This is a genomic window from Cuniculiplasma divulgatum, assembly GCF_900083515.1.
Classification (GTDB): domain Archaea; phylum Thermoplasmatota; class Thermoplasmata; order Thermoplasmatales; family Thermoplasmataceae; genus Cuniculiplasma; species Cuniculiplasma divulgatum.
The window spans coordinates 1,171,715-1,196,461 of the sequence record NZ_LT671858.1; the positions used below are offsets into that span (position 1 = coordinate 1,171,715).

General features: G+C 36.7%; 33 protein-coding genes and 3 tRNA genes. 24 read left to right on the forward strand and 12 right to left on the reverse strand.

Going from position 1 to position 24,747, the window contains the following annotated elements; translation table 11 throughout:
• Positions 1-91 precede the first annotated feature (91 nt).
• Positions 92-1,063, reverse strand: a complete 972-nt coding sequence (locus CSP5_RS05700) for an alcohol dehydrogenase catalytic domain-containing protein (RefSeq protein ID WP_148689861.1) — start codon at positions 1,061-1,063, stop codon at positions 92-94.
• Between the two features lie 94 nt (positions 1,064-1,157).
• On the opposite strand from CSP5_RS05700, the gene CSP5_RS05705 reads away from it, so the two are divergent.
• Positions 1,158-1,229 (forward strand) — tRNA-Gly (locus CSP5_RS05705).
• Positions 1,230-1,430: 201 nt separating this feature from the next.
• Here the strand turns inward: CSP5_RS05705 and CSP5_RS05710 are convergent.
• A complete protein-coding gene (locus CSP5_RS05710) occupies positions 1,431-2,564 on the reverse strand; it encodes a hypothetical protein (protein WP_148689862.1) in 1,134 nt (377 codons plus the stop codon).
• Between the two features lie 106 nt (positions 2,565-2,670).
• On the opposite strand from CSP5_RS05710, the gene CSP5_RS09765 reads away from it, so the two are divergent.
• The 15 genes from CSP5_RS09765 (at position 2,671) to CSP5_RS05760 (ending at position 10,558) form a co-directional block, all read left to right on the forward strand.
• Positions 2,671-2,823, forward strand: coding sequence for a hypothetical protein (locus CSP5_RS09765; protein WP_172399418.1), 153 nt, complete (start codon positions 2,671-2,673; stop codon positions 2,821-2,823).
• Complete coding sequence (locus CSP5_RS05715) at positions 2,813-2,995, forward strand: hypothetical protein (protein ID WP_148689863.1); 183 nt, start codon at positions 2,813-2,815, stop codon at positions 2,993-2,995. Before CSP5_RS09765 ends, CSP5_RS05715 begins: the two co-directional genes overlap by 11 nt.
• Before the next feature lie 146 nt (positions 2,996-3,141).
• On the forward strand, positions 3,142-5,679 hold the full coding sequence (locus tag CSP5_RS05720) for a DNA primase family protein (RefSeq protein ID WP_148689864.1): 2,538 nt from the start codon (positions 3,142-3,144) through the stop codon (positions 5,677-5,679).
• Positions 5,679-5,960: a hypothetical protein gene (locus CSP5_RS05725; RefSeq protein ID WP_148689865.1), complete on the forward strand. Its 282-nt coding sequence runs from the start codon at positions 5,679-5,681 to the stop codon at positions 5,958-5,960. The genes CSP5_RS05720 and CSP5_RS05725 overlap by 1 nt, the downstream gene beginning before the upstream one ends.
• A complete protein-coding gene (locus CSP5_RS05730) occupies positions 5,953-6,270 on the forward strand; it encodes a hypothetical protein (protein ID WP_148689866.1) in 318 nt (105 codons plus the stop codon). Before CSP5_RS05725 ends, CSP5_RS05730 begins: the two co-directional genes overlap by 8 nt.
• A complete protein-coding gene (locus CSP5_RS09975) occupies positions 6,267-6,389 on the forward strand; it encodes a hypothetical protein (protein WP_277868656.1) in 123 nt (40 codons plus the stop codon). The genes CSP5_RS05730 and CSP5_RS09975 overlap by 4 nt, the downstream gene beginning before the upstream one ends.
• Positions 6,390-6,563 carry a hypothetical protein gene (locus tag CSP5_RS09770; RefSeq protein ID WP_172399419.1) on the forward strand — a complete coding sequence of 58 codons (174 nt, stop codon included), beginning with the start codon at positions 6,390-6,392 and terminating at the stop codon, positions 6,561-6,563. It abuts the gene before it with no gap.
• Positions 6,560-6,691: a hypothetical protein gene (locus CSP5_RS09980; protein WP_277868657.1), complete on the forward strand. Its 132-nt coding sequence runs from the start codon at positions 6,560-6,562 to the stop codon at positions 6,689-6,691. Before CSP5_RS09770 ends, CSP5_RS09980 begins: the two co-directional genes overlap by 4 nt.
• A complete protein-coding gene (locus CSP5_RS05735) occupies positions 6,678-7,148 on the forward strand; it encodes a hypothetical protein (RefSeq protein WP_148689867.1) in 471 nt (156 codons plus the stop codon). The genes CSP5_RS09980 and CSP5_RS05735 overlap by 14 nt, the downstream gene beginning before the upstream one ends.
• Entirely contained in the window at positions 7,145-7,321 is a 177-nt protein-coding gene (locus CSP5_RS09775) for a hypothetical protein (protein ID WP_172399420.1), read from the forward strand. The genes CSP5_RS05735 and CSP5_RS09775 overlap by 4 nt, the downstream gene beginning before the upstream one ends.
• Positions 7,318-7,596: a hypothetical protein gene (locus CSP5_RS05740; RefSeq protein ID WP_148689868.1), complete on the forward strand. Its 279-nt coding sequence runs from the start codon at positions 7,318-7,320 to the stop codon at positions 7,594-7,596. The genes CSP5_RS09775 and CSP5_RS05740 overlap by 4 nt, the downstream gene beginning before the upstream one ends.
• A 44-nt stretch (positions 7,597-7,640) precedes the next feature.
• The gene (locus tag CSP5_RS05745) at positions 7,641-7,913 is read left to right on the forward strand and encodes a hypothetical protein (protein ID WP_148689869.1); all 273 of its coding nucleotides are present in this window, start codon (positions 7,641-7,643) and stop codon (positions 7,911-7,913) included.
• Between the two features lie 471 nt (positions 7,914-8,384).
• Positions 8,385-8,591: a hypothetical protein gene (locus CSP5_RS05750; RefSeq protein WP_148689870.1), complete on the forward strand. Its 207-nt coding sequence runs from the start codon at positions 8,385-8,387 to the stop codon at positions 8,589-8,591.
• A gap of 1,203 nt (positions 8,592-9,794) precedes the next feature.
• Positions 9,795-10,037 carry a DUF5678 domain-containing protein gene (locus CSP5_RS05755; protein WP_148689871.1) on the forward strand — a complete coding sequence of 81 codons (243 nt, stop codon included), beginning with the start codon at positions 9,795-9,797 and terminating at the stop codon, positions 10,035-10,037.
• 17 nt (positions 10,038-10,054) lie between these two features.
• Positions 10,055-10,558: a hypothetical protein gene (locus tag CSP5_RS05760; protein WP_148689872.1), complete on the forward strand. Its 504-nt coding sequence runs from the start codon at positions 10,055-10,057 to the stop codon at positions 10,556-10,558.
• On the opposite strand, the gene CSP5_RS05765 is transcribed toward CSP5_RS05760, so the two are convergent.
• Positions 10,551-11,792, reverse strand: a complete 1,242-nt coding sequence (locus CSP5_RS05765) for a tyrosine-type recombinase/integrase (protein ID WP_148689873.1) — start codon at positions 11,790-11,792, stop codon at positions 10,551-10,553. The two genes, CSP5_RS05760 and CSP5_RS05765, sit on opposite strands and share 8 nt — an antisense overlap.
• 391 nt (positions 11,793-12,183) lie before the next feature.
• On the opposite strand from CSP5_RS05765, the gene CSP5_RS05770 reads away from it, so the two are divergent.
• Entirely contained in the window at positions 12,184-12,648 is a 465-nt protein-coding gene (locus tag CSP5_RS05770; protein ID WP_148689874.1) for a hypothetical protein, read from the forward strand.
• A 189-nt stretch (positions 12,649-12,837) separates the two neighbouring features.
• Here the strand turns inward: CSP5_RS05770 and CSP5_RS05775 are convergent, their stop codons facing one another.
• Positions 12,838-13,119 (reverse strand): VOC family protein, encoded by a 282-nt coding sequence (locus CSP5_RS05775; RefSeq protein ID WP_197683160.1) that lies wholly within the window; start codon positions 13,117-13,119, stop codon positions 12,838-12,840.
• Between the two features lie 302 nt (positions 13,120-13,421).
• Here CSP5_RS05775 and fabG point away from each other — a divergent pair, with 302 nt between their 5' ends.
• Complete coding sequence (gene fabG, locus CSP5_RS05780; RefSeq protein ID WP_197685797.1) at positions 13,422-14,165, forward strand: 3-oxoacyl-ACP reductase FabG; 744 nt, start codon at positions 13,422-13,424, stop codon at positions 14,163-14,165.
• Between the two features lie 47 nt (positions 14,166-14,212).
• Here the strand turns inward: fabG and CSP5_RS05785 are convergent, their stop codons facing one another.
• From CSP5_RS05785 to CSP5_RS05805, 5 genes are read right to left on the reverse strand one after another with little or no spacing between them, the layout of a single operon-like run.
• The gene (locus CSP5_RS05785) at positions 14,213-14,797 is read right to left on the reverse strand and encodes a TetR/AcrR family transcriptional regulator (RefSeq protein ID WP_148689876.1); all 585 of its coding nucleotides are present in this window, start codon (positions 14,795-14,797) and stop codon (positions 14,213-14,215) included.
• A gap of 25 nt (positions 14,798-14,822) precedes the next feature.
• Positions 14,823-15,812, reverse strand: coding sequence for a 3-oxoacyl-ACP synthase (locus CSP5_RS05790; protein WP_148689877.1), 990 nt, complete (start codon positions 15,810-15,812; stop codon positions 14,823-14,825).
• On the reverse strand, positions 15,793-17,199 hold the full coding sequence (locus CSP5_RS05795) for a class I adenylate-forming enzyme family protein (RefSeq protein ID WP_277868683.1): 1,407 nt from the start codon (positions 17,197-17,199) through the stop codon (positions 15,793-15,795). Before CSP5_RS05795 ends, CSP5_RS05790 begins: the two co-directional genes overlap by 20 nt.
• 3 nt (positions 17,200-17,202) lie before the next feature.
• Positions 17,203-18,021, reverse strand: a complete 819-nt coding sequence (locus CSP5_RS05800; RefSeq protein ID WP_148689879.1) for an alpha/beta fold hydrolase — start codon at positions 18,019-18,021, stop codon at positions 17,203-17,205.
• On the reverse strand, positions 18,018-19,409 hold the full coding sequence (locus CSP5_RS05805) for an MFS transporter (RefSeq protein WP_172399421.1): 1,392 nt from the start codon (positions 19,407-19,409) through the stop codon (positions 18,018-18,020). Before CSP5_RS05805 ends, CSP5_RS05800 begins: the two co-directional genes overlap by 4 nt.
• Before the next feature lie 465 nt (positions 19,410-19,874).
• On the opposite strand from CSP5_RS05805, the gene CSP5_RS05810 reads away from it, so the two are divergent.
• The 5 genes from CSP5_RS05810 to CSP5_RS05830 all read left to right on the forward strand — a co-directional run bounded on the left by CSP5_RS05810 (position 19,875) and on the right by CSP5_RS05830 (position 22,517).
• Complete coding sequence (locus CSP5_RS05810) at positions 19,875-20,249, forward strand: methionine-R-sulfoxide reductase (RefSeq protein WP_197685798.1); 375 nt, start codon at positions 19,875-19,877, stop codon at positions 20,247-20,249.
• Positions 20,242-20,778, forward strand: a complete 537-nt coding sequence (msrA, locus tag CSP5_RS05815) for a peptide-methionine (S)-S-oxide reductase MsrA (RefSeq protein ID WP_148689881.1) — start codon at positions 20,242-20,244, stop codon at positions 20,776-20,778. Before CSP5_RS05810 ends, msrA begins: the two co-directional genes overlap by 8 nt.
• 67 nt (positions 20,779-20,845) lie before the next feature.
• Positions 20,846-21,349, forward strand: coding sequence for an ArsR family transcriptional regulator (locus CSP5_RS05820; protein ID WP_021789049.1), 504 nt, complete (start codon positions 20,846-20,848; stop codon positions 21,347-21,349).
• Positions 21,349-22,392 carry an HD domain-containing protein gene (locus tag CSP5_RS05825; RefSeq protein ID WP_021789048.1) on the forward strand — a complete coding sequence of 348 codons (1,044 nt, stop codon included), beginning with the start codon at positions 21,349-21,351 and terminating at the stop codon, positions 22,390-22,392. The genes CSP5_RS05820 and CSP5_RS05825 overlap by 1 nt, the downstream gene beginning before the upstream one ends.
• 52 nt (positions 22,393-22,444) lie before the next feature.
• Positions 22,445-22,517: transfer RNA gene (locus tag CSP5_RS05830), tRNA-Asn, on the forward strand.
• Position 22,518: 1 nt separating this feature from the next.
• On the opposite strand, the gene CSP5_RS09780 is transcribed toward CSP5_RS05830, so the two are convergent.
• Complete coding sequence (locus tag CSP5_RS09780) at positions 22,519-22,689, reverse strand: hypothetical protein (protein WP_172399422.1); 171 nt, start codon at positions 22,687-22,689, stop codon at positions 22,519-22,521.
• A 137-nt stretch (positions 22,690-22,826) separates the two neighbouring features.
• Here CSP5_RS09780 and CSP5_RS05835 point away from each other — a divergent pair.
• Positions 22,827-22,900 (forward strand) — tRNA-Ile (locus CSP5_RS05835).
• Positions 22,901-23,703: 803 nt separating this feature from the next.
• Here CSP5_RS05835 and CSP5_RS05840 read toward each other — a convergent pair.
• Positions 23,704-23,919: a hypothetical protein gene (locus CSP5_RS05840; protein ID WP_021789045.1), complete on the reverse strand. Its 216-nt coding sequence runs from the start codon at positions 23,917-23,919 to the stop codon at positions 23,704-23,706.
• A complete protein-coding gene (locus CSP5_RS05845) occupies positions 23,916-24,713 on the reverse strand; it encodes a hypothetical protein (protein WP_145983972.1) in 798 nt (265 codons plus the stop codon). Before CSP5_RS05845 ends, CSP5_RS05840 begins: the two co-directional genes overlap by 4 nt.
• Positions 24,714-24,747 lie beyond the last annotated feature (34 nt).

Sequence of the window (24,747 nt, forward strand, 5' to 3'; positions counted from 1 at the left end):
TAAAATAGCGTTATTCAGTTTTTACTTTCGTTCCCTTAAACTTTAGTAGAATCTGAGTTAATATGTTTCATTGAGGGAAGCAATACTACGTTTATGGAACAAGAACTTCTCTTCCCTTTACTTTGCCCTGTTTCAGATTGTTTAGCACTTCATTTGCAGAACTTAATTTGGACTTATGAACCATTGAAATTAAACCTTCAGATGAGGCTATGTCGAGGATCGCCCTTGTCTCCTTTCTTAGTCCGCTGGCCACACTTGTTATATTTTTCTCCCACATGAAACTGCTGAATGGAATCTCTATTTTATCCATTACTGCAGGTACTACTATTGTTTTTCCACTTTTAACAGATGAGGCCGCAGTTTGAACAATTTTGCTATTTGGTGCAAAAACAATTGCTCCGTCATAGTGACCTGATGGCCTGTCAGTTATTTCAGCAGCTTCGGCTTTTTCTGCAACATCCTTATGAGAAGTTGTTATTGCGCAGGCTTTTCCACCCATTAACCTGATCAGTTGAAGACCATAGAATCCTAATCCACCAATCCCGAATACTGCTATTCTGTCATTTGGAGCAATATTCAATCTCCTTACTGCCGAATATGCCGTGATACCTGCACAAAATAGTGGTGCAGTTTCTACACTGTTCAAATTATCTGGAATCCTGCTTACATATGTTGAGTCTAGGGCAACGTATTCAGAATAGCCTCCCTTGTGATTTATTCCTGTTACGGTTGCATATGGACATAAGTTCTCCTTTCCCGATATGCAATACTCACATTTCCCACATGCAGAATAAAACCAGCCTATTCCAACTCTCTCACCTATCTGAATATCACTTTTTGATTCAACAACTTCCCCTACTATTTCATGGCCAGGAATTAGAGGAAATAGTTCTGGAGGAAGAGGAAAGTCCCCCTCAATAATATGGAGATCACTGTGACAGACACCATTTGCCTGAACCTTTACAATTACCTGACCATGCTTTAATTCTGGCCCTTCATAATCTTCATACTTCAGAGGATTGTTTTCTATCTTGTTCTGTTTTTCCAGGATCATTGCTTTCATAATAAAAATAATTACAATCTTCCCTAAAGCATTTTGCCCATTGTACTGTACCACCAAATTTCTTTTATAACCATTTGCAATACCAGCGTTAGCAGCGGGAATAGTGTAGTGGTTATCACAGGGGCTTCCCAAGCCCTTAACCCGGGTTCGAATCCCGGTTTCCGCATATGTATAAAAGTTCAATGCGTATAATGGGAAGAAGGCAATTATACTATGTTTGTTTATATACTCTAACATGACTTTTTGAGATATATTAATTACAGAATAAAAATAATGATAATCTATTGTAAACACTTTGATCTTTGCGAGATAGCTTATAGGTCTTTTTCCAATGATATAATATTTTAGGATCCATTCACAGTAAAGATCAGAATTTACTATATTTTTCCCTATATTCCTTTGACATTGTGAACAAGCCTTCAAAACTTTCCTTGAACTTATTTAAAGCCTGTTCAAATAGTGAATGTATGAAAGAGTATTCCAATTCATTTCTTGAAATAAGGTACGATGTTAAAAGTGGGATCTTGTGTTCTTGCCAGAACCATTCTGTCAGCAATAAGAAATATCCAACGAATACGGAGTGGAATCCTACCGAATTAACAACAGAGCTCCTATACTTTTCATCCATCAGTTTATTCCTGCTTATGTTATGAAATCCCATCTCTTTTCCTTTATTTTTAGAACTTCTGCGAGAGTTATTCAAAGCTGCCTCTTCATCAATCAGGTTTTTATCAATTTCTTCAATATATATCTTAAACAAGATTTCATCACTATAGACATGACTTAACCGATCTAATCCTTCCTTTGATATTTTGGGCATTGTTTTTTCTCCTATAGTCCGATGAAGCAGCAATGTAGAATCCACTGCATTAAATCCATATACCCCATTAACATAAAATGAACTAAGCAGTGCAAACCTATCTAACTGCTTGAGAGTTGCATCGGGATCCACATTTATGAAGATAATTCTAAACAAAATTCGAGTCATTTCTGAGTAGGAAAGAGAGGATCCTTTTCCTTTAAATTTTTCCAGCACTGTTTTCAGGCCATCAAATAAAGTTATTTCATCGCCCTTGAGTTTCAGGATGAAATTAGATACGCCAGGTTCCTTCATAGTGCTTGATCCCATTGGTTCTGTTCCATACTTTTTCCTGAGATCATCCATACCAGAATTATCAGTATCATCTCTTGAGAGGTAATTCCTTATGATATCCTTATGTATGGCTAATTCTAAGCTTAAGATAAGTTCCTCATTAGTTTTTGGAAGATTGAAATCGCTTATTCCTATATCAGTTAAGAATTCTCCAACCAGATTTTTACCATGATTTTCCCAGTTTCCAAGAATTTCTAAGTAAGAGTGAAGAACGCACGCTTTAAGGATATCACTAAAGTCAAGAACATTGGAGATAGGGATTCCAGAATAAAGGAGTCCTTGTTGAATGTAGTTTAAAAAAGCATAGTCATTTTTGCTTAGTGATACAGGAACTTTCTTTTCATCCATGTTTCGTAAATATAACCTATCCATATAAACATATAGCATATGATATTCATAATGTTTATACGTGTGGTTACACAATTATTATATAGTGCGTGTTTATACATATAGTATGGCACAGCTTGATATTTATATCAAACCAAAGGACAAAGTAAAACTGACCAGGAAGGCAAACAAATTTAATGTGTCCATTTCCAAGCTAATGGTTACGGCAGCACTCATGTGTGATAAGGAAGTAATGGAGGAAATAAAGCATGGCCAGTGATTACCAATATTCCGATCCAAGGCTTTTATTTGAACTGTGGCGGGAATTAACCGGCGAAGACCTTTTAAGTGATATAACAGAGAGTAAAGAACCTCAAGGAAAATCAGTTGAGGGGGATAAAAAGGAAATAAGGGCAAGTCAGAAAGAAACCCAAAAAAGGAGGATAAAATGAGATGAATAAAAAGATATTTGGAGGGGTACCAGCCCCTACAAAAAAAGTAAGCAAGTTATATAACCAATCTAAGTTAATTAAGGTTTCTTTTAAAGAGATTTACCAGTCAGGCAATGGACAAATTACGATTTTTGAGGTGTTTTGAAATGAGAACTAAAATAGAGGCTAACGGCAATGGAATCATGAGTGGAGATGTGATTTATATAAATAAGAGGAATTCAAATATAACCTCTGTTGATAAGAAGAAATATTCGGAATTATTAGAACGATTTGTTAAAGGAACCAGACCTATCACAGAGGAGAACTTTTTAAACATAACTGTAGGTTACTCTATGATTGTGGGTTTTCTTATAGAACAGATTCGCAAGAGTCCAGAATTATGGGACAGCAGAAAGGAACCTGAGGAACTGCGAGAACTTAAAAGTAGATATCTTAAAGTATGGAAAATTAAAAAAGGGCTGATGCTACCTGAAATAGAAAAAAACAATATTATTTTAATTGAAGATTCTGATTCCCTTTACTTTCCTGGTCCAAATCACATTGCAGATTCCATAATGCGTAAGCATACATGCAAGACAACCTATACTGATGATGACGACAGGGAAAAACTTTGGTTTTTCAATGGAGAAATATACACAAGAGGAGAGGCATTAATAAAACAGGAAGCGCACAACGAATATATGCGTCAATGGAAAGCGATGCACGAAGAGGCCAAGAAAAAACAGAGCAAGGCATTATCAGAGAGATTGAGAGAGCTGTTACATAGAGGGCCCAGAGCAAACGATATCAATGAAGTAATCGCAATGATCAAGAGGGTAACATTTACAAAAGAGGAGATGAACCCTGGGTCTCACATCCCATTCAAAGGCAAGGGGCTCTTGAATTTGAAATCATGGAAGTGGGAAGAATTCAATGATGAATACTTTTTCACATACATGATAAATGCCACTCCAGTTGATCGGTATGTTACCTTGAAAGATGTCCCACTGTTTGGGAATTTACTCAGAACGGCATACTACTATTCTGATATCCCAACGATCCTAAGCTATGCTGCCTATACCTTTAATCCGAGATTACCTGCTGAAAAAGTGTTATTCATAGTGGGAACCCCAAGAATAGGTAAAGGAACAACGGTCAAAGTTTTAGAGGGTCTCCAGCCTCAGGGAACAGCTCCATTCTCAATGAAAACAATTCTAACTGCTGATCGATTCATGTTTTCAGGTTTAGAAGGAAAAAATCTAATTACCGACAGCGAAGCCACCCGAACCTTCAAGAGAGGGATCCCTCTTAATTGGGCTAACTTTACCACATTGTTTGGTGGTGATACGTTGCCTAATGAGGAAAAAGGGAAAGAGATGAAAGGGGCCAGAAGCCATGCAAAGGGAATAGTATTAGGGAACCTACCACTTATGAAGATAACGGACCCAGCCGCATTATCCCGAATTATTGTTGTTGAAACCAGAAACCAAAAACCCAGGGTAAGGATAGAAAATCTCAGCGATAAGATCCTGGAGAGAGAAGGAAACCTGGTTGCCACACTGTTACTTCAGGTTCTTTTCAAACTAATACGCAGGAAATGGATTTTCCCAGGAGAGTTGTCAGAAGATGCAATTTCTCAACTGATGGATCACCTGGCTAATCCGGTTGAATATTTTATTGAGGAGAAAATTGAGGAAGACAGCAATAGTAAGATCAGAGAAGATGAACTTTTAGAGGCATTTGAAGATTTCTGCGATGAGAACAGTGTTCCTAAAATTTCAAAGAACCTGTTCACTAGAACATTTGCAAAAAGTTTTCAAAGGAAAAAACAGGGGACAAGAGCAAATCGAGTGAATTACTACTTTGAATGCAAGTTAGCCCTCTCAGATAAAGAATTAAAGATCGATACTGAGGAAAAAGTGGGACACGGGCTTAATTACACAGAAAGCCAGAATTTAAGGGATTCTGGAGAGAGATATAGGCGTGTCCATCTTTTGTCCCCTATCTTGTACATGCGGGAGAGAGAGGACACACGTAAAAAGGAAAAGGCACAAAAGTTAGACACGTACTTTTCAACCCTTAAAACCAATGAAATAAAGGGTTTCGAGGATAAGAAAAGCGTGTCCAACTTTTTTCATGAAAAAGAGTCATCACCTGAGACAAGTGAAACTAAACCTTCCAAATCTTTAGCGAATGACGGTATTCAGGATGATAGTGAGAAAGTTAAAGATCAATCCTACCAAATTGAAGAAACTATACTTAACCTTCTAAAGCAGATTACAAGGAACGATAAGAGCATGAGAGTGGAACCATCTATTATTTTGAGTAGTTTAGCTCTGAATGGGATTTATCAACCTATCACACTTAAAGAGATGAATGAACGCATTTTACCTACCATGGCAGAGTTAGGCATGATTTCCATGAGTAATGGCAAAATCGCTCTTACTGGAAAGAAATTAAAGGAACCTAATAACCCGGAAGAAAATGAGAAAATCGAATATGTCCTAATATCTGCCCTGGAAGATCTTCCCGCTTTTGCATGGAAGGACAGAGATTATTACGTTCACCAAGGGGACATCTGCCACATGCCTAAGGAAGTAGTAAACACACTGATAAGGCAAAACAGGAAAATACGGATAATTGAGGAGAATGGACAGATAAATGATCCTGCCGAAGTATCTGTTTTGAAAAGGGGTGGCCAGTGATGATCCTTCCAGTATATCTGAAAGGTCTTGAAGGATCAACAGTAAGTGTGAATTACCTAGGACCCAAAAACGCACCCTATACCCTGACTGGTGAATTTCAAAGGAGATCCTTTAACAAAATCATTATTGACGGGTTGAAGTCAGGAAGAACCCATAGAATACCACTTGATAAGGTGATATCTATAGCTGAGCTTGACTCAGATTTTAAGATCCTAAAATTTTTACAGGATGGCACAGGGGCGGCCTTATGCTCCAAAGAGGAAGTGATAGAGAATGAATGAACAAAGTATGGAGAATTTGCAGAAAGCAATCGATGGCATACTTCATCCTTGGGGATGGAAGCTGGAAGCAAAAAAAGGAAAAGATGAGGTTATAGTGGTTGAATACAACATGGAGAATCTGAATAAGACTCTATTCTCAGGAGCCGTATTCCGTTTAGTGCTGTATGAGTTTGAGATACGGCATTTTTCTTTACTGTCAGTCAAAACTAAGGGTCAATCTCTTTTCCTGGTATTCGATGAACAACGAAAGGACTCAGGGGGAATAGCAGCTGAAACAAAGAATCCCACAGGCAGAGGTGCGTTAAATTGAAAATGAGCAATAACGGAATAGAAACAATAAGAAGGATCCTGGATAATAGGATCACTTACTATTTTGTCAAGGTCCTTGTGTGGGCTGGAAACAAAATATTGAAGGATGGGGTGGATTAAATGAAACCCTTTCAGTTAACAACAAAAGGAACAACCAGGAGAAAATTAGAGAAATTTGCCAATGCCCATCCTGAAGGATTCTATCTGAATTATAGCACAGTCATAGACGATCTTCTCAGTGGAAAAGTAAAGAGGAGAATAAAGTTAAAAAGCAATAAAAAGGCGGTAAGATGAGTGTGGAAAGAGTAAAGCAGAATACCCTCAGGAAGTTAGGGAGCCTTCTTCCTGAAGGCGTAAGGATAAGGCTCATTGTCATTGGGAGATCCGGAATAATAACGGTGGTTGTAAATGAAGCCGAATAATGATAAAATGCATAGGCTCTCATACTTCCATGGGGAAGGGGAATATAATTATACCAAAGAACATCAAACAACTCTGACAATACCTACAAACAGACAAACATCAGGCAAAGAATCACTATCTAAAGATCTTCTCTCAATCAAAACCATGTCATACTGCTCCAGGTATAATTCATGTGAAGCTCCCATATGTCCTCTTGATATCCTTGTAAAAAAAAGAACATACGCTGAAGGAGATCCTGAGTGTGGAATGGCAAGGGCTACAAGGCATAGATACTGGGAGAATATGCCCGAAGAACTCAAAAAGGAGCTGCCATACCAGGGATATTTCCAGGGAGAGTTTACAAGGTTAAAGGCAGCCAGGGAAAGATGGGAATCCTTAAGTGAAGGAGAAAAACAGGGAGTTTTAGATCGATTGAAGGATATCAGGAACTCTAAAAAGGGAGATGGTCCACGATGAACATAATTCTATTTTCCCCGCTTCTTCCGGAAAGAAAGCTTCCTGGTATTCCCTGGGATGATGAACCTGAACCAGATATTCCATTCATACCTGAGGATCCTGGAGATGTCCCCAAAGATCCAGATGAGGAACCAGATGAAGAAAATAACAATAGGATCGGTGTTGCCCGATGATTTCCCACATGCCTGCAAAACATGTCCAGGCAACACTCGACCAGTTTATTTCTAAACCATTAACCAGTAAGATGGAAAGGTTCATAAAACTATGTGAATTCTATAAGGCCAATACTGGCAAAGAACCCGATTGTCCACACAGTGTGTATAACTTTGTCCAGGACAACAAGCTTCCAGGAGATGTAAAACAATTTAAATTCTTTACACTCAGGAGCATAGCAGCCTATTACGGAAAATGGGAAAATATCTCAGGGGATGGGAAACATGAAAGGTAACTATTCCCATTTTAATTTTTTAAACACATCAACAAATTTGAGGATTGATAACCATTTCTGATCCTGGAAAATTCACAGTGAGGATCAGGCTCGATGAAATCAACAGGAAGATCTTGGAGATCTTTATTAAATATCCTAACAGGAAATTCAAGACAGGCCAGATAAGAACCATACTTGCTTTTGAGGGTTTGGAGCTTGGTTATGGCGTAATCACCTTAAGGCTTACCAATCTATCACTTCTCCATATACTTACAGCTGAAATGGGATCCAGTGTAAAGACATACTGGCTGACCGAAGATTTTAAAATTAACCCCTGATCAATCTGAATGGGATGGGTATATACCCCCCCTCAGCTCGATTGATCAAGGGAAAGACAAAAACGAAGGCTGACATGATGCCCCCATATCCATGTTATCCACAGGGAATTAAGGACAATCCGGCATTTCCTTAATAATCTAACTAAATTTGCAGCTGCTTATTTTTTCTTTCCTGGTTAATGCTTCCTGATCCAATGCAGTTATGCTGCATACTGTAGGCCTAAGCCTTTTTCTTCCTGGTATTCAGTAAGAGAAGGTAGCCTATAGCAAGGATTACTGGGAAGAATACCAGATCGAATTCATACCATGCCATATCTTTCAATATCCTATGGACTAACACATTCTAAAAGGTATGTATTCTGCCATTTCCTTGAGGCAAATCATGATAAAAATACAGTCCATAAAAACATTAAAATGCCTTAAAATTCCTGAAAAAGAAACGTTCTTATCGTTAAGTGCGGGTCAGGAATTATGGCAATAGATCCATTGAAAAAATCCTACAGGAATGGAAGGAAAGATCAGCTTGAAGTTGATTCCTCAATTCTGAGGGATGCGGACGAGGTATGCGATACCAGGGAAGAGCTTGTAGAATATATCAAGGCCAGGCTTGGTATAATCTCTGAACAGCTTACAGTCGAGAATGTGAGAGAGATCAAGGATATACACAACCTTTTGTAATCTTCCATTCTCTATTTTTTTATCCGGCCTAATTGGGTAAACTCATTTTCATTTTTGTTACTACAGTAACATAATTGAGTTATGGTCCTGATAGAACACAGATGGACTACAGAAAGGAATACAGAATCAAACCCGCAGTTCAGCGTATTTTACCAGAAACCTATAGCCACTGACATGTTACCTATATGTAAAACATGGCCTGACATCTCATTGTAAAATTGCAATGGCATTACATCGTTATAGAAACAGTATTTTAAAGGGATAATACAGTAAACGGTCATGCAGTGATGTTGTCATCTATTATTACATAGTCATGAGCTTCATCGATATCTATCGAAAGAACACCGAAAGCCTCATCGAAAGAAAACCAGTAAATTCCACTACTTTTATCGAGAGCCTATGACAAGAGATATATTAACTACATATAAAACAGTCCAGGATAAACGAGAATGCCATGGGCTACTCACATGCCGTAGCGGTTAAAACCTTGTCTTACAATGAGAAATCACATAGGCAGCATGTGGTAGTATTTGATATCCCGTTATCCATTGCATAAGAATCAGGCCTAATACAGGGATCGATTGTTGACTGATTGAATCCATGAGTTCTCAGGATGACTGGGAATGTCATGTGAAATGTAATATTACATTGGCATGTGATCGTTATAGAAGCAGTATTTTAAAGAGAAATAAGGTAAAATGTCATGTGGTGGCGGCGGCATTCCTATTATTATATACACATGAATCAGAAGGCGGATGTAAACCTCAGGTCAAATTCTCATGCCAGATCTGAGATCTTTCAAAATGATACCTAATGGTTTATTCTAAGGTATGTTTAGTTTAACATCCTTTACCTTTTATCAAGGCTGTGGTAATGGGGACTATTGTCTTAATGATATTATACCATGCCTTGCCAGTGAGATATGAGAACCTATGATAACTAACATGTTTTATTAAATTAAGACTACTTTAAGGTATAGCTCTATTATAAGAATTGATCCTCATCGACATGGCCATGAAGGATCCTTAAAATTTGTTACTGCAGTAACAAGAATTAGAATGGGATCTTCATTACTATCTTACCAGATGGTAGAGTTGTAAAAACTTCAAAGTTGTTGCTCTAATTTTCATAGAATTGCGATTATACAAATTTAACCTTATTAAGAGCGCAAGCATTATTATATCTATTTAATTATCTGATATCATGGAAAATGTAACTCTTCCAGATGACGCGGTTAACTCTTTTAAGAAATTTAGGCGCAATTACGAAGCATCTAATAGGATGTATAACGAGTTAAAGGAACATGTAGGGAAATATGTCGTAATCGATAACGGAAATGTTATAGGATTCACAGACACTTATCAAGAGGCTACAGAAAAATTTGGGAAGATAGACGGAGTGTTTATAGAGTTAGTTACTGACAAAAACATTTTTTGGATCCTGTAATTGTCGGTGAAATCACCATGGCAATTATAGATTTAATATTTGACGAAAAGAGAAACTTGTTTTCAATTCCTGTTATCTTAGTAAAGAAACCTGTTCGTGGAATTGGAAATATCCCAGATAAGTCCTCTAAGCTAGAGTGGTGTAATGCACTTATGTATGTGGATACGGGTTCTAACTTGACATCTATTACTGAAATCGAGGTTGATAAATTAAACCTAAATAGGGGAGCTTTTAAGAATCAGAGAGTAGGAGGCATAGGAGGTTTTATGGAAACTCCCACCACTAATGAAGTAACTATTACGATTATGAGCGGGGATTCTATGATTGATATAAACCTTGATAAAATCGCTGCACATCCATCACAATTAAAAAGGAAGATTCAGAAGAAGCAAGGCGTGTATGTGCAAAAAGGAGAAGAAAAGTTGGAAATGATATGCCTCTTTGGTTTAGATGCACTTGAAAAACTTGGAGGTAAGTTAGAGTTAGATGTAAGAAATAAATCAGGAAAGATAATCATTTAGAACTGTCCTGTGCTTTCTTATCTTTCAGAGCCATTTGAATAATGGTTGTAAGTATTCCGGTCCTCTCACTCTCGGGCATATTGTCAATTAATGCCTTTATCTTCTCATCTATTAATCCCTCGTTGGCCAGCTCCTTCTCGATATGCTCCTCTTTCTCTTTAATTTTAAGAGTTGCCTCGATTGTTAAAGGTAACCAGCACTTACGACAGTAAACTGCATTTGAAGGGTTCAGAGTGCTGCACCTTGGACATTCTCTGGGAGAAATGTCCTTTACTACGTTATCTTCTTCCGGTTTGATCCCGTACGCTTTTAGTATGGCCATATCCTGATCCTTTGCTGACAGATGGACATAGGTTCTTGTTTGCCTTGATCCATGAATCCATCCCATTTGTGATTCAAGGGGTGCCTCTGCTACCCTTGAAGCCAAGATGGAAGCCCTTGTATGCCTGAATAGATGAGGATGTATTCTCCTGGTTATCCCAGCTCTCCTCTTTGCTCTGTTGAGGGCTCTGGCCATTTCAGGATAGTTCATGGGTTCACTGTATGCCTGGGCGGAAGTGCTTACAAAAACCATAGAATCGGGATTGTTAGCCTTAGGATGCTGCTGAACCCACTCTCTAAGATATGGTACAGAATCCCCAACTATTCTAACCATCCTCTCTCCAGTCTTTCCTGAAACATGAAGGACTGTTCCCCATTGATCATTTTGAAGATCCCTAATCCTTAAGGTTAAGATCTCTCCAACCCTGCAGCCTGAATCATACAGAAGTGAAAATAATGCTTTATCCCTTACACTAATGCAATTCTCAATCAGTTTATGCATTTCATCTACTGAAACCATCTCCTCTGATTTCTTCAACCTGTTTACTGAATTTCCCCTTACCTTGATCCACTGTACTCTTTTTTGAAACTCTCTATCTGAGAGCTTCCACTTATAATATTTCCTTATGGCCTGTTTATAATCTTCTACTGTTCTCGGGCTTATGTTCGCCTTAGACTGAAGATTAACTATTGCTGATTTAAGATCTTCCATTGAAGGATTGAGAAAAACATCCGGCATCATTTTACTGAGGACTCTTAACCTGATCAAGTAAAAGATGATTCTATGATCAGTAAGGCCTTCCTGAATCTTCAAATCTGTGGCAAATGACTTTAGAGAATCTGTAATGGGCTTTATTCCTATGAGCCTTTCATTCCTTTCAAGTTCTTGTTCAACTGTATCCTTGTAAATCATCTTAATTGTATGTTCTGATAGCTTATAATTTTAATGACACGCATTGAACTATTTAGTAAATGCTCGGTTTCCGCATATTCTGATGTCATATTCATTTAACAATTAATTTTCCGGGATTGCTGATAGACACGAATGACTCGAAAAAAACATAATCTAAGGCTTAATGTGAAAAATTTATTTCTTCTATTTATTAAGAGATTTAATATATACTGGATTTAAAAATATGTGTAATCCGTTTGACATTAATATTACAATTATGAAAAATAGTAAGGTAAAACTTTGACTAAAATACCTATACAAAGAATAGATAGGCATTCATTTACCATAGTTATTAACTATTGTTCTAGATTTAATAAATAAATTTAATAATGATTCTTACTTATATTTATTCATGATGCCCATGAAAAAAATGATGACAAACGGTTTGCCTTCTATGGTGATCATGTTATTCCTTTTCCTATTTATTCAATTTCTTCTAGGCATGTATATAAATCTTTTTGTATCGATTCCTGCAGCATCTCCTTTCTTCATGATGGGCTATGGACCGTATGGAGGATTTCCCATAGTCATGGTTCATATGTTCCTTGGAATACTCATCGGACTTATATCCATAGGGATACTATTTCTTTCAATCGGATTTGGAGAAAAAAAGATACTAGCATCCGCTATCGGCCTTTTTTTATCCGTACTGATCGCCGGTATAGATGGTTTGTTTTTCCTTTTTGATGGTCAGAATAATATCAACTCATACCTTATGGCAACGGGTTTCATTCTTGCTATGTTGTTTTCATTCATATTACTATTATTTGTATACCAACCTGATTTTAAAATGGAAAGGAAAACAAATTTCAATTAAATTATAAATTCTTATTATTAAGAAACTGTTTACAAACACTAATATCTGGAAATTTTGACCTTTAATAATGATTTAGACTGTTAATGAATAATGTAACATTTTGGAATCATATCCCATAGAGTAATTATTAATTAAAAATCCAACTGTGTATTTCTTAAACTATTGATTTTTATCCAGTGAAATATTTTTTCACACACTTTCAATGAGACCCCATGCGTTTCCAAATGGATCAATCAGCTGGCATATTTTTACTCCATCTACCCCAATAATTGGCCCCCTGAACAACCTGCAACCATGGTCAATAAAGTGTGAAATAGCACTCTGCATATTGCTCACTTTCCAGTAAGAAACCTGCCCTGCTACACCAGAACTTGATTTACTATCAGATGGATGTAGTCCTATTTTACAAAATCCCAGGTTAAAAGAATAATAATTTTCACTTTGAAAATCTGGCTCTTTTTCTAATAACACTTTGATCCATTCCTTTGCTTCTGCCAGATTATCAACAAAAAAGAGAACTTCATCAATACCTGAAATCTCACTTATAATTATTAATCACCATTTTCAGATTACTCCTTTGCTTAAATAAACTATTCTATATTCATGATTATCGTGGAAGTGTCTTTAAATGAAATTAGAGTTAGAAATTACCAGACCTTCAACTGATGTTAAATTCGATGCTCAACGTTGTTCATAACCTTCCCGATTCGGGATTAAATTAAAAAGTTAAGTCCAAAGAAAACTTTAAGAACGTTTTAAGATATATGACATACATGTCAGGTAATAAACAAGTTGCAGTAATTACAGGTGGTAATGGAGGAATAGGAAAAAGTATTGCCAGATCTCTTTTGAGAGACGGATTTTTTGTAGTTCTAGCGGATTTGAAAGATGAGGTAGCTGATACCGCCAGAGACCTTAAGAATGAAACAAATGGTAATATATTAGGAATGATGGCTGATGTTACTGATTTTACATCAACAGTGGAATTATTTAATAACATCATGAGAGAAACAGCAACTGAATCAGTGAGCGTTCTGATAAATAATGCGGGAATTACAAGGGATGCAACAATAAGAAAAATGACTTATGAGCAGTGGGATCAGGTGATGAGGGTGAACCTGTACGGTGCATTCAACTGTACAAAACAGGTTGTTGAAGGTATGATCGGCAACCATTTTGGAAGAATTATTAATATTTCGTCCATAAGTCGATACGGTAACAGGGGACAGGCAAATTATGCTGCATCAAAAGCTGGACTTGTAGGATTGACACTAACACTGGCCAGAGAACTTGGGAAATATGGCATAACTTCAAATGCTATAAGTCCAGGCATAATAAATACGGAAATGATTTCAACCATTCCAGCAGAAATCCTCAAAGATTATGAGAATAAGATTCCATCCGGTAGACTTGGAAAACCTGAGGAAGTTGCTGAACTGATTTCTTTTTTATGCTCTGAAAAAGCTTCATATATAAATGGAGAGGTTATAAACATAAATGGAGGATTCTTTTTCTAAACTGGAATTTATTACAAAAATAAATTTTTGTTCCGGTGAACTCTTTTCTAATTTTTCATTATGCTTTCTATTAGACTGTCAATCTCGTTGAATGGAAAATCTGATTTGCTATCATTATCCCAGAGAATAAACCTTCTAGCAAGAAAGTCAGCTGTGCCCATTAATGTATATGCAAGTATATTTGGATCTCTATCCTTAATTTCACCTTTTTTCATAGCATCCTTGAGATACTTCGCATAATGATCTCCAAGCATCCTGTAATGCCATTTGTAAGTTTCAGGTCTGTGTATCTCTGCCTCCAGGAGAATCTGGAACAGATGTGTGTTTTTCTTAACCCATTCAATAAAGGCACGAAAACCTCTCTTTTCTATATTTATTCTACCCTCAATTCCGTTTATACTGTCATGAATGTATTTCCTCATTTCATGGTTATACTTCTTAACCAGTTCTTCCAGAAGATCGTCCTTATCCTTGAAATAAAGGTAAAAAAGCCCATATGACACACCAGCATTTCTTGTTATTTCTCCAACACTTGCATTTGAATATCCAAGTTTAGCAATTGTTTCTATTGAACTTTTAATAATCTTGTTGAATTTTTCCTGACCTTTTTTGGTCTTTGGATAGAGATTCATGTCATTTACAATGATAAGCCGTTTATTAAACCTTTAATATTACAGTTGCACCCCATGTCCATCCTGTCCCGGCCGAAACCAGGCATATAAGATTTCCAGGCCTTAAAAGATTCTTTTCTTCTGCCAATTTGAGTGAAATAAATGGATCTACCCCCTGCATATGTCCATAATCTTCTAGGTATATACTTTTACTCCTATCTATTCCAAGAGCATCCATAATTTCACGGTGAAATGATCTCTTTGTGTGAAGGAATGCCAGGTAATCAATATCCTTAATGTCATAACCTGATTTTACTGTTGCCTCTGTAATCACCCTTATAAAATTCCTCAGTGTTGCATCAGCCATCCTTTCTTTCCAGGCCTTTTCCTCACTTACAGTAAGTTTATTGGACCAGATATCCTTATCTAAAATGAATGAACCACCAAAGGGTGCGTATACTACATCAGAGAACGATCCGTCTGTAAGGAATGCACTCTGTAATATTTCATATTCACCTTTTTCCTCAGAAATGAGTACTGCTCCAGAACCGTCTGAAAAATCATACATGAATGAACCTGTTCTGTCCTTATAGTTCACAATATGACTTTGCTTTGTAGCGATGCTAATTAGCGCATCAAAGTTGCTTTCAGATGAGATCCTCGATTTCATCATGTCGAGTGCAACTAAACTTCCGACACATTGAGAGGATATATCAAAAGATAGAGCTTCTTTTACTCCAAGTTTAGATGTCAGTGATGGTGCAAGTGTCCATATGTATTTATCCTTAAAATCTGATCCTGCTGAGACAATATATTTTAATCTTTTAAGAGAACTGTCGGCCGGCCCAACTATTTTCTCAATTGATTTCATGCTGAGATCTGAAAGTGAAAGCTTTTCCTCAACAGGCTTTGAAACTATTCCCAGTTTCTCCCTTACAACATCTTCAGGTATGCCAGTTTCTTCGCTGATTGACTTAGCCGTCATCACATTTTCGGAAGCATAAATTGCAAATTTCTTAATGTACACTTTTTTCATATAATCTCACCAGTTCCTCTCTTGACACCTTACCTACAGCATTTCTTGGTAAATTATTAACAAAGATTACCCTCTTAGGAACTTTGTAACCTGATAATTTCATCTTTAGATCTTTTCTTAGCTGTTCTTCTGATTTTACCTCATTGGTCTTCACAAAGGCAACTACCGCTTCACCCCAATAGTTGTCTGGCATTCCAATAACAGAGCATTCAACCACATAGGGTAAAGTTAGAATGATATCTTCTATCTCGGTTGCATAGACATTTTCTCCTCCAGTTTTAATCACATTCTTCTTCCTTTGCACAAAGAAATAGTATCCAAGCTCATTGGTTCTGAAAATATCTCCTGTTTTAAAATAACCATCCATTTCAAAGGGATCAATGTCGCTTCCGAACATGTATCTGGAGAAGAGGTGTTTACCTCTGATCAATAGCTCACCATCTTCCGCAAGTTTTACTTCTACAAATATACATGGAGTTCCAACAGAGTCCGGGAATTTTTTCTGGTTCTCTGGAGAAATGTAAAAATTATTAGGACCAGCCTCAGTTAATCCATAACCCTGAAACACTTTAATATTTATTTCCAAAAGCTTTTCATAGGTCTCTTTTCTGAGTTTTCCACCTCCAGATATCATTCTAACCTTGGAAAGGTCTTTCTTATAAAATTCGCTACTTGCCACTATTTTCTCATACATGGTTGGTACACCCATAAATATAGTTATTCTTTCCTTTTCTATGAGATTTATAATTTCGTCAGGATCAAAATTATTTTCTGAAAATATTACACTTCCTCCGGCAATTAGAGTTGGTATCAACAGGATATTCCAACCCCCTGTATGATATAAAGGCATACAAACAAGTGTTCTATCACTTTGGTTTATGCCCCATGTGAGAACTGTGTTAAATGCATTCCACATAATTGCATTCTCGGAAATTTCAGCACCCTTAGGAGTTCCTGTCGATCCTCCTGTTAGAAGGGTCAATACTGTTCTCTCAGGGTTATAATTCTGGTTAGGGTTTAGACGGTTGCCTTTAATACTCCTGTTTTTCAAAGTTTCAAAAGAAATTCCTTCATTGTTAAAATCACTTATAATTAGTTTTGGCTTTGCATTGCTGATTACATGATCGTAAAGGGATTTCTCTATTACTGGATTTATAGGGAATAAAATTGCACCACATTTAACAACTGCGAAAAATAGGATGACGTTATCAAGAGGGTTCTTTATTATGGATAAAATCACATCACCTTCTTTTATGCCCATTTCACTTAGAACTAAAAAAATATGATCACTCTGTTCATCTATTTCTCTATACCTGAGTACCTTCTCTTCATATTTTACAAATCCAGTATTACCAGTATTATACCAATTTCTTAAAACCTTATCCAGCGTTTAAATCACCAATGGAGTTATGACCTTACTAAAACTCTTACTCATTACACTTGTGCAGAATTTATCTATTTCTGCATTGTAATCATTGTGTCTTTCCATGTTGACCAGGTGTCCTGAATCTCTGAATTTTATAAACTTACTGTTGGGGAGTTTTTCATGAATTATTTCAGAGTTTTCAATAGGAACTATCTTATCATCCAGTCCAGAAATTACCAGAGTTGGACATGATATATTCTGAATTTTATCTAAAACGTCGAATTTTATGAACGCCATTGACTGCTGTATCTGCTTCACAATGGGAGAATCAAGGCTCCTTTCCTCTATAATAAGATCAATCAATTTTCTATTATTCAATACGGTTTTTTCTGAAAAAGCAGGTCTCATTCTTTCAAACATTTCCTTTCCATTGGGAGGTTCTGAAAGAATCTTAAGCACATCCATTGAAGGCAACTTTGATCGTATTCCAAAATTAGTTGAAGAGAGTACTAGTCCTTTTATCATTTCTTGATGTTCCAGGGCAAACTGTTCGGCTATCATCCCACCCATTGATACACCTATCAGAAAAAATTTTTCTAATTTTAATGACTGTACAAGAGAAAATAGATCACTCTGAAAATCATCCAAGGTATAATATTCTTCAGGCTTAGATGATTTCCCAACTCCCCTATTATCGTAAAAGATGAGTTTATACTTCATGGAAAGGGTCTTCTGGAATTTCCACATCCACATTGAATAACCAAGTCCCTCAATAAAAACTATTGGGGTTCCTTTACCGACTACATTATAAAATATTTGAATGTCCCCATTTCTTAGAATCATGGGGACACCGTTTCGAGTGGTTTTCTTGACGCTCTTGGACCGGCTAGCAATACAAAAGCTGCTATTATTTCAAGTATTCCAAGTAAGATAAAGAAGTTTGCACCGGTTTTTACTATGCTAGCAGTGGTGAGAACAACCATCGCTGTAAATGCAAAAGGTACTATGGCTCCCCCCAGGTGACCAATACCATCTGAGAGAGCAAACCCAGTTGCCCTTGCCCTGGTTGGATATATTTCTGCAGTGTATGTATAAGCTGGCACTGCGAAGGCTGTTGCGAAAGACCCTAAAAAGGCACCTATGGTTAATAAAACTGCAGAATGATCATATAGAGCCAGTGCAAATAGAAATACTGCTATAATAGCTGGTATGAGTGCAGAGATAATCAGATATTTTCTTTCCCACTTATCAGCGATAAAAGTCATGGAGACTGCACCTACTATATAACCGGTGGATCCAAGACCAATATACCATACTGCAGTCGTGAACAGAAATCCTGATGTGACAAATATCAATGGTGCAAATCCCAGTATACCGTAAGCCAGGAAATAGTCTAGAAACCAGAATGATGCCACTATGGCTAATCTAGGACCATACTTTTTTGTAAATATTTCTCTCGTAGGAAAGTGTTCACCAGGAATCTCTCTTTCATAAGCGGGAATTTCAGGAAGCGTGCTAATCTTCTCCTTAACAAAAGACTCCATATCATTGATTATTTTCTCGGCCTCATCTGGTTTACCTTTAAGTACAAGCCATCTAGGAGACTCCGGCATACTAAATCTCAGGAAGACTATTGCCACCGCAATAACTGCTGGTATAGCAAAAAGGTACCTCCAACCGTCGGCATTTATTGGTATGATAACCAGTGCAATAAATGGAGCGAGAGCGAACCCAAGGGCTCCTGAAAAATACGCCCATTGAGTCATTTTTCCTCTCATATGAGATGGGGTTATTTCTGACATATATGTGTTGATTATGGATATCTCAGCACCGATTCCCATTCCAGCTATGAATCTCCCAGCTATTAATTCTGGGGCATTGAATGACAGAGCTGATATTAATGTTCCTACGGCAACCAGTAAGGCATTGGTTACAAGCCCAAGCCTTCTTCCGACATAATCACTTATGGTTGACACAACGTAAGTACCAACTATATATCCAAAAAGAGTTGCAGAAGCAGAATCACTAAGTAGTATCTCAGTCAGCTTCAACTGTGAGACCATAGGAGATACGAACGCATAACTCAAAGCAAGTATATCGTAGAAGGCAAAAAAATAGCCAATTCCCAGAATTACAAGCCAGAACCTTGGATAGGGTCTTATGGGCAAACGGTCAAGCCTTGCCTGAATATTAGCAAGTCTTTCCCCACTGTCATTAACATTACCTGACATAAAAGTCATATGTCATATGAATTACTTAAATTTTTAGATACACATTAAATCATTTATATACAAGTTAAAAAAGACTTACACCATGGTATCAGGAACAATACAAATTCTTTCTTAATTTACGCAACTTATGCTATTATAATTCCCTTTAATATTGATAAAATAGAGGAACCTACGTTGATGCAATATTATAAAACATTTAAGGTGTAACAAGTGTATTAGCAATTCTAATGACTCTAAATTTCTATATACACAGCCTGATGTTGATTAAAAATTTTGCATAAGATCTTGCAGGAAAGATTAACACTATCTATCACACTTTAGTTTTTCAATGAGCCTACATCGATTCAATTTATGAATCAACTTATTCAAAGCAAGTTGTTGATTTGTTCATGCAGAAACTCTTTATCTCAAATATATAAAAATTTGGTTGATTTATCCTTATATATTGAAAATACATCTATTATTATGGAAATGAGAAAACTCACAAAGGAAGAGGAGAGAGTAATAATTCACAAGGGAACTGAGTATCCATTCACTGGTAAATATGATGATTTCTTTCAAAAGGGCACATATGTATGTAAAAGATGCGGACAACCTCTGTACTCATCAGAAGCTAAATTTGATGCTGGCTGCGGCTGGCCAGCTTTTGATAAAGAGTTTCCAGGAGCTGTGAAAAGAGTGCCTGATCCAGATGGCATGAGGACAGAAATAGAGTGTGCAAAGTGTGGAGCACATTTAGGTCATGTGTTCACAGGAGAGAGATTTACAAAAGAAAACACAAGACATTGCGTGAATTCGATTTCCATAGAATTTATTAAGGAAGGTGAAGGTAATGAGTGAAGAGGTAGCAATACTTGGAGCAGGATGCTTCTGGTGTACTGAGGCAGCGTTTCAGCAAATAAAGGGAGTGAAAGAGGTTGTACCAGGATATGCAGGTGGACACGTTGAAAAACCAACGTACCAGCAGGTGTGCAGGGGAAACACCGGGCATGCCGAAGTAGGTAAGATCACTTTTGATCCGGAAGAAGTCTCATATGCAGAAATACTTGAGATATTTTTCTCAATCCATGATCCAACTTCTCTGAATAGACAGGGGGCAGATGCTGGGGAGCAATACAGATCGGTCATATTCTATATGTCACCGGAACAGGAAAAAACTGCCAGGGAAATGATTAAGAAAATGGAAGAAGAACATGTTTACGGAAAACCCATAGTAACTTCTGTAGAGGCATTTACTAATTTCTTTGAAGCGGAGGATTACCATAAAAATTATTATAAGAATAATTCAAGAGAACCGTACTGTCAGCTTGTGATTTCTCCAAAACTGAAAAAGCTTCAGAAGAACCATCCAGAAAGTCTCAAGCTCTGAACTTTAATCTATAAAATTATAACTATTAATTGAAAATGGAAATATAGTTTAAACCTATATGGGATAGATGGCAGGTAGAATAAAAGTTATAAATGACCCCGGTGAGCTTGTTTCCATATTTCATGCCTCAGATTCAGATGTTAAGAGAAAGTTACTTATTGATCTCTCGACGAGCTGGATAACGATGCCTACCATAGCTGAAAAATATGGGCAGGAAGGAAAGAGAGCGTTACTTTATCTCGACAAAATAAAAATGCTTGAAAGCCAGTGGATAACAACAGGAAATGGACCGGAGAAAGCATATCATACATTTTACAATAATGTTCAAATTAACCTTATGGGAACGATGACTGAGCTTGCAGATATAATATTTGCCACAAATCTCAGTGAGGAAAAACTGGAAGAATATGAAAATCAGTTGATTGAAATGATGAATGATACGGAAGGTGTTTTTCTTGGAGAAGCCTCAGAAAAATTGGGAATTTCTCAAACCTTTCTTCGTGGAATAGTGAAGAGATCCAGTATACTGCAAATTAAAGGATTTAAGATTGAAAAAGTGATTCCAGACTGATGGCAGAAATTGTCATATATAGATACGGTCACAGACCCGCCAGGGACAAAAGGATAACGACCCATGTTGCCCTAACAGCCAGGGCAATGGGTGCAGGTTCAATAATTATAGATACAGGGGATAGGGGTATAGAAGAAAACATAGTTGCCGTGAACAGGAATTTTGGTGGACATTTTAAGGTTCAGACGGGAGTGAGTATTGAAAGATTCTTTAATTCTCTAGGTAATAATGATTTGCTGGTGCATCTCACAATGTACGGTAAACCTATAATGGAAAAGATTGAAGAAATAAAGGAAGCAAGCAGGGAAAAAGATAGAATTGTTGTGTTTGTAGGAGCTGAGAAAGTTCCTGGAATAGCCTATGCAAAAAGTAATTTCAACATTTCAGTTACGAGCCAACCAATAAGCGAGGTTTCAGCATTAGCAATATTTCTTGACAGATTCCTTGATGGAAACGAATTAAAAAACGAAATGAAGGGCAGGCTTGATATAAATCCCAACGAACGCGGAAAAACCATAGAGTACTTTCCAGATGGAAGAGACTGCATGGAAATACTGCTTAACAGGGGTGCTAATGATAGATTGATAGAACACTGTGTTGCGGTGAATGAGGTTGCAATGATCATAAGTGAAAAAATGGATTGCGATAGGAGAGTCGTGAATGCGGCCTCATTACTGCACGACGTTGGTAGAACCGTAACAAATGATATAAAACATGCACTAGAAGGATATAGAATATGCGAAGAAGAGCATATTTCAAAAAAAATTTCCGAAGTAGTTCTAAAGCACACCGGGGCCGGGATAACAAGGGATGAAGCAATGGAACTTGGATTACCAGATCTAGATTTCATGCCGGAAACTATTGAGGAAAAAATTGTTGCATGCGCTGATAATCTGGTCATAGGAAACAGGAGAATAGACATCAATGATCAGGTTCAAAGATATAAGAACAAAGGTCTTGATAAGGCTGCAACCAGAATTAAAGAACTCTACGAAAATGTGAGTTCTAAAGCAAAAATGGACATAAATGAGATTGAAATCTAAGGAACCATTCGAAAAAGTTAATTGGTTGATGTTAATTAGGCATAATAAGTAAGCCGCTGTAGCTCAGCTGGTAGAGCACACGCCTGTTAAGCGTGCGGTCGTCGGTTCGAACCCGACCGGCGGCGTTCATAAATATTTATTAATTATAACTTTATATGGTGGTGTGCAGTCAAGGACTAAGAGAGATTTTATTATTTCAACCACATTTTCCTTACCGTTAGTATTATTGTTGGCATCAGTTACCATACCAGCCAACAGATTTGATAGAATCGCCTTCCTGTCAGCCTGGTCTGCCATTTTTATCGTATTACTGAGCTTTTATATATTGAAATACGGTAAGGTAAGAAAGAAACCTACAAAGTGAGAATAATTAACAGTAAAACTATTACACTATTGGAAAAGTTTAAGTGAAATTTTAACATTGGCTTTCTTAAGGGGTTGTAGCTTAGCTAGGTAGAGCGCCTGGCTCATAACCAGGTGGTCATTGGTTCGAATCCGATCAGCCCCATACCAAGTTTTGGGATGTAATTAATATCAAAAGGTGGCGATTTTTTAAAATATTCATCTTAATTTCAGATTGTATTTGTTGCCGGCAATTCATCATATTTATTTTAAATTTTTATCGAAACTGCGTTTTTATTGTTGAGAAAACAACTTCATTACTTATTCAACCTTCGCTCTTGGAAATGGGGTTTCTAACTTCTATTCCTGTAACATAAAACAATGAAATCATTTCTGTTGTATTTAATCCATATAAATCTTTTTTCAAGTTGAACAGACTTACGTATCTCAATTCAAGCATTAAACATAAGGATTCTGTTTTGGAAATAGTGAAGTTCTATACCTGGAGGGTTAGTCTATTTTTTCAATTTAAAGGAACAGACCTTTAACTCTCAAACCCTCTTGGATCCTATTTTTTTCATAGTAACGTTAGTATCTTCTTGTATGATGAGTAAGAAATGCGTTATTTCTAGAGAAAGTGGATATGAATTTACATCCATATTACCTTTATGATTCCTTCATGTGGACCCTATTTGGTCATTCTCATCATAGTCTTGGTACTTTTATTTCACACAATAGAAATTCGTTTCTTACAACATGATGTCCTACATAGAAAAATAACGTGTAAATATATCTAAATTATAACAGTCTTATCCACTAACTTATTCAATATCCCGATTATGTATATTTTCATCTAGTCAAATAAAACATATCTTCAGAATATTTGCCCAATATAAATTAAAATGATAGATTTTATATATCTCAATAATAAAATGAGATGAAATGTGTAGACTGATAGCAAATTTTACTTTATAAATTATTTTTCATGTCTTTATCTGTTTTATACATTGCAAACAGGTAAAATCCAGCGCCGAAAAATGTCGAAGCTACAATGGCATAGGATATTAAGGGCCATGAAAATAAATAACCGTATGGAGTCAATAAGGAAATTAAGCTTTCAATCTCCAATGGGAGAGTTAAAATAATAAATATTATTGTATATTTTAAAGGAACTTTTTCGTTCACGGTAATTCACCATTATATACTGTCAATGGATATGAACCATCATCCCTTAAGTAGCTTGGTACATGGTTATATGGAGAATTTATCCATGCAAACGCAAAAAACAAGAAATTCTCAGAAAAGAAGAATACGCCATTATCACCTCCCCACGCATCATAAAGTCCAATGGTGGAGGCTCCAACTGCAAATACGACACTTAAAATACCCACACTGGCTAACGCGCTAATCGGAATTCCGGCAGCCATTATTGAGAGTAACAAATCGGTCATATCCTGTGTAAATGCGAGTGCGTTTCCATTAGTTCCCCATGAATATATACCCTTTAAATTAACATAAACATAACTTCCTCCTGTGCCTTTTTTGTTTTTGCTATTCGCACTATTGAATAGGGTTATTGTATTATAGTTTCCGGATAAAGAATATAGTGGGATTATAGTAATATTTCCATTTAATTTTGTGCTGTTAATTAGCAGTGATCTGTGTATTAATTTACCGTTGAGATAAACGTTCAAAAGCTCACCGGTTACATTATTACTTCCCATATAAAATGTATAATTCATCCTTATTGTATTGTTAATTGCTTTGACCCCAGCCACATTAGAAGATTCAGTTCTAAAAGTGGATTTATGACTTACGTTACCTAACTCCTTCAAATAATATTCACGAATATAATGCCCTAATTCATGTGTTTGTATCTTATTATCATGAACTGCAGGATTGTAATAAATTAATCCGCCAAAGCCCACCATTAAAATAATCCCGGCAGACAAGTACGCCATTAAAGTCTTTCTGTCCATAATACTGTTAATAATGAATATATATATATATATT

Excerpts from the sequence above, each read along its gene's own strand:
- CSP5_RS05755 (WP_148689871.1), top strand. The coding sequence starts at position 9,795 with ATGGAAAATGTAACTCTTCCAGATGACGCGGTTAACTCTTTTAAGAAA.
- CSP5_RS05715 (WP_148689863.1), top strand. The coding sequence starts at position 2,813 with ATGGCCAGTGATTACCAATATTCCGATCCAAGGCTTTTATTTGAACTG.
- CSP5_RS05810 (WP_197685798.1), top strand. The coding sequence starts at position 19,875 with ATGGAAATGAGAAAACTCACAAAGGAAGAGGAGAGAGTAATAATTCAC.
- CSP5_RS05820 (WP_021789049.1), top strand. The coding sequence starts at position 20,846 with ATGGCAGGTAGAATAAAAGTTATAAATGACCCCGGTGAGCTTGTTTCC.
- CSP5_RS05740 (WP_148689868.1), top strand. The coding sequence starts at position 7,318 with ATGATTTCCCACATGCCTGCAAAACATGTCCAGGCAACACTCGACCAG.
- CSP5_RS05790 (WP_148689877.1), bottom strand. The coding sequence starts at position 15,812 with ATGAAAAAAGTGTACATTAAGAAATTTGCAATTTATGCTTCCGAAAAT.
- CSP5_RS05750 (WP_148689870.1), top strand. The coding sequence starts at position 8,385 with ATGGCAATAGATCCATTGAAAAAATCCTACAGGAATGGAAGGAAAGAT.
- CSP5_RS05725 (WP_148689865.1), top strand. The coding sequence starts at position 5,679 with ATGATCCTTCCAGTATATCTGAAAGGTCTTGAAGGATCAACAGTAAGT.
- CSP5_RS09980 (WP_277868657.1), top strand. The coding sequence starts at position 6,560 with ATGAGTGTGGAAAGAGTAAAGCAGAATACCCTCAGGAAGTTAGGGAGC.
- CSP5_RS09775 (WP_172399420.1), top strand. The coding sequence starts at position 7,145 with ATGAACATAATTCTATTTTCCCCGCTTCTTCCGGAAAGAAAGCTTCCT.
- CSP5_RS05760 (WP_148689872.1), top strand. The coding sequence starts at position 10,055 with ATGGCAATTATAGATTTAATATTTGACGAAAAGAGAAACTTGTTTTCA.
- CSP5_RS09770 (WP_172399419.1), top strand. The coding sequence starts at position 6,390 with ATGAAACCCTTTCAGTTAACAACAAAAGGAACAACCAGGAGAAAATTA.
- CSP5_RS05710 (WP_148689862.1), bottom strand. The coding sequence starts at position 2,564 with ATGGATGAAAAGAAAGTTCCTGTATCACTAAGCAAAAATGACTATGCT.
- CSP5_RS09780 (WP_172399422.1), bottom strand. The coding sequence starts at position 22,689 with ATGGCAGACCAGGCTGACAGGAAGGCGATTCTATCAAATCTGTTGGCT.
- CSP5_RS05805 (WP_172399421.1), bottom strand. The coding sequence starts at position 19,409 with ATGTCAGGTAATGTTAATGACAGTGGGGAAAGACTTGCTAATATTCAG.
- CSP5_RS05720 (WP_148689864.1), top strand. The coding sequence starts at position 3,142 with ATGAGAACTAAAATAGAGGCTAACGGCAATGGAATCATGAGTGGAGAT.
- CSP5_RS05845 (WP_145983972.1), bottom strand. The coding sequence starts at position 24,713 with ATGGACAGAAAGACTTTAATGGCGTACTTGTCTGCCGGGATTATTTTA.
- CSP5_RS05825 (WP_021789048.1), top strand. The coding sequence starts at position 21,349 with ATGGCAGAAATTGTCATATATAGATACGGTCACAGACCCGCCAGGGAC.
- fabG (WP_197685797.1), top strand. The coding sequence starts at position 13,422 with ATGTCAGGTAATAAACAAGTTGCAGTAATTACAGGTGGTAATGGAGGA.
- CSP5_RS05765 (WP_148689873.1), bottom strand. The coding sequence starts at position 11,792 with ATGATTTACAAGGATACAGTTGAACAAGAACTTGAAAGGAATGAAAGG.
- CSP5_RS05800 (WP_148689879.1), bottom strand. The coding sequence starts at position 18,021 with ATGATTCTAAGAAATGGGGACATTCAAATATTTTATAATGTAGTCGGT.
- CSP5_RS05730 (WP_148689866.1), top strand. The coding sequence starts at position 5,953 with ATGAATGAACAAAGTATGGAGAATTTGCAGAAAGCAATCGATGGCATA.
- CSP5_RS09765 (WP_172399418.1), top strand. The coding sequence starts at position 2,671 with ATGGCACAGCTTGATATTTATATCAAACCAAAGGACAAAGTAAAACTG.
- CSP5_RS05770 (WP_148689874.1), top strand. The coding sequence starts at position 12,184 with ATGATGCCCATGAAAAAAATGATGACAAACGGTTTGCCTTCTATGGTG.
- CSP5_RS05735 (WP_148689867.1), top strand. The coding sequence starts at position 6,678 with ATGAAGCCGAATAATGATAAAATGCATAGGCTCTCATACTTCCATGGG.
- CSP5_RS05700 (WP_148689861.1), bottom strand. The coding sequence starts at position 1,063 with ATGAAAGCAATGATCCTGGAAAAACAGAACAAGATAGAAAACAATCCT.
- CSP5_RS05785 (WP_148689876.1), bottom strand. The coding sequence starts at position 14,797 with ATGAATCTCTATCCAAAGACCAAAAAAGGTCAGGAAAAATTCAACAAG.
- msrA (WP_148689881.1), top strand. The coding sequence starts at position 20,242 with ATGAGTGAAGAGGTAGCAATACTTGGAGCAGGATGCTTCTGGTGTACT.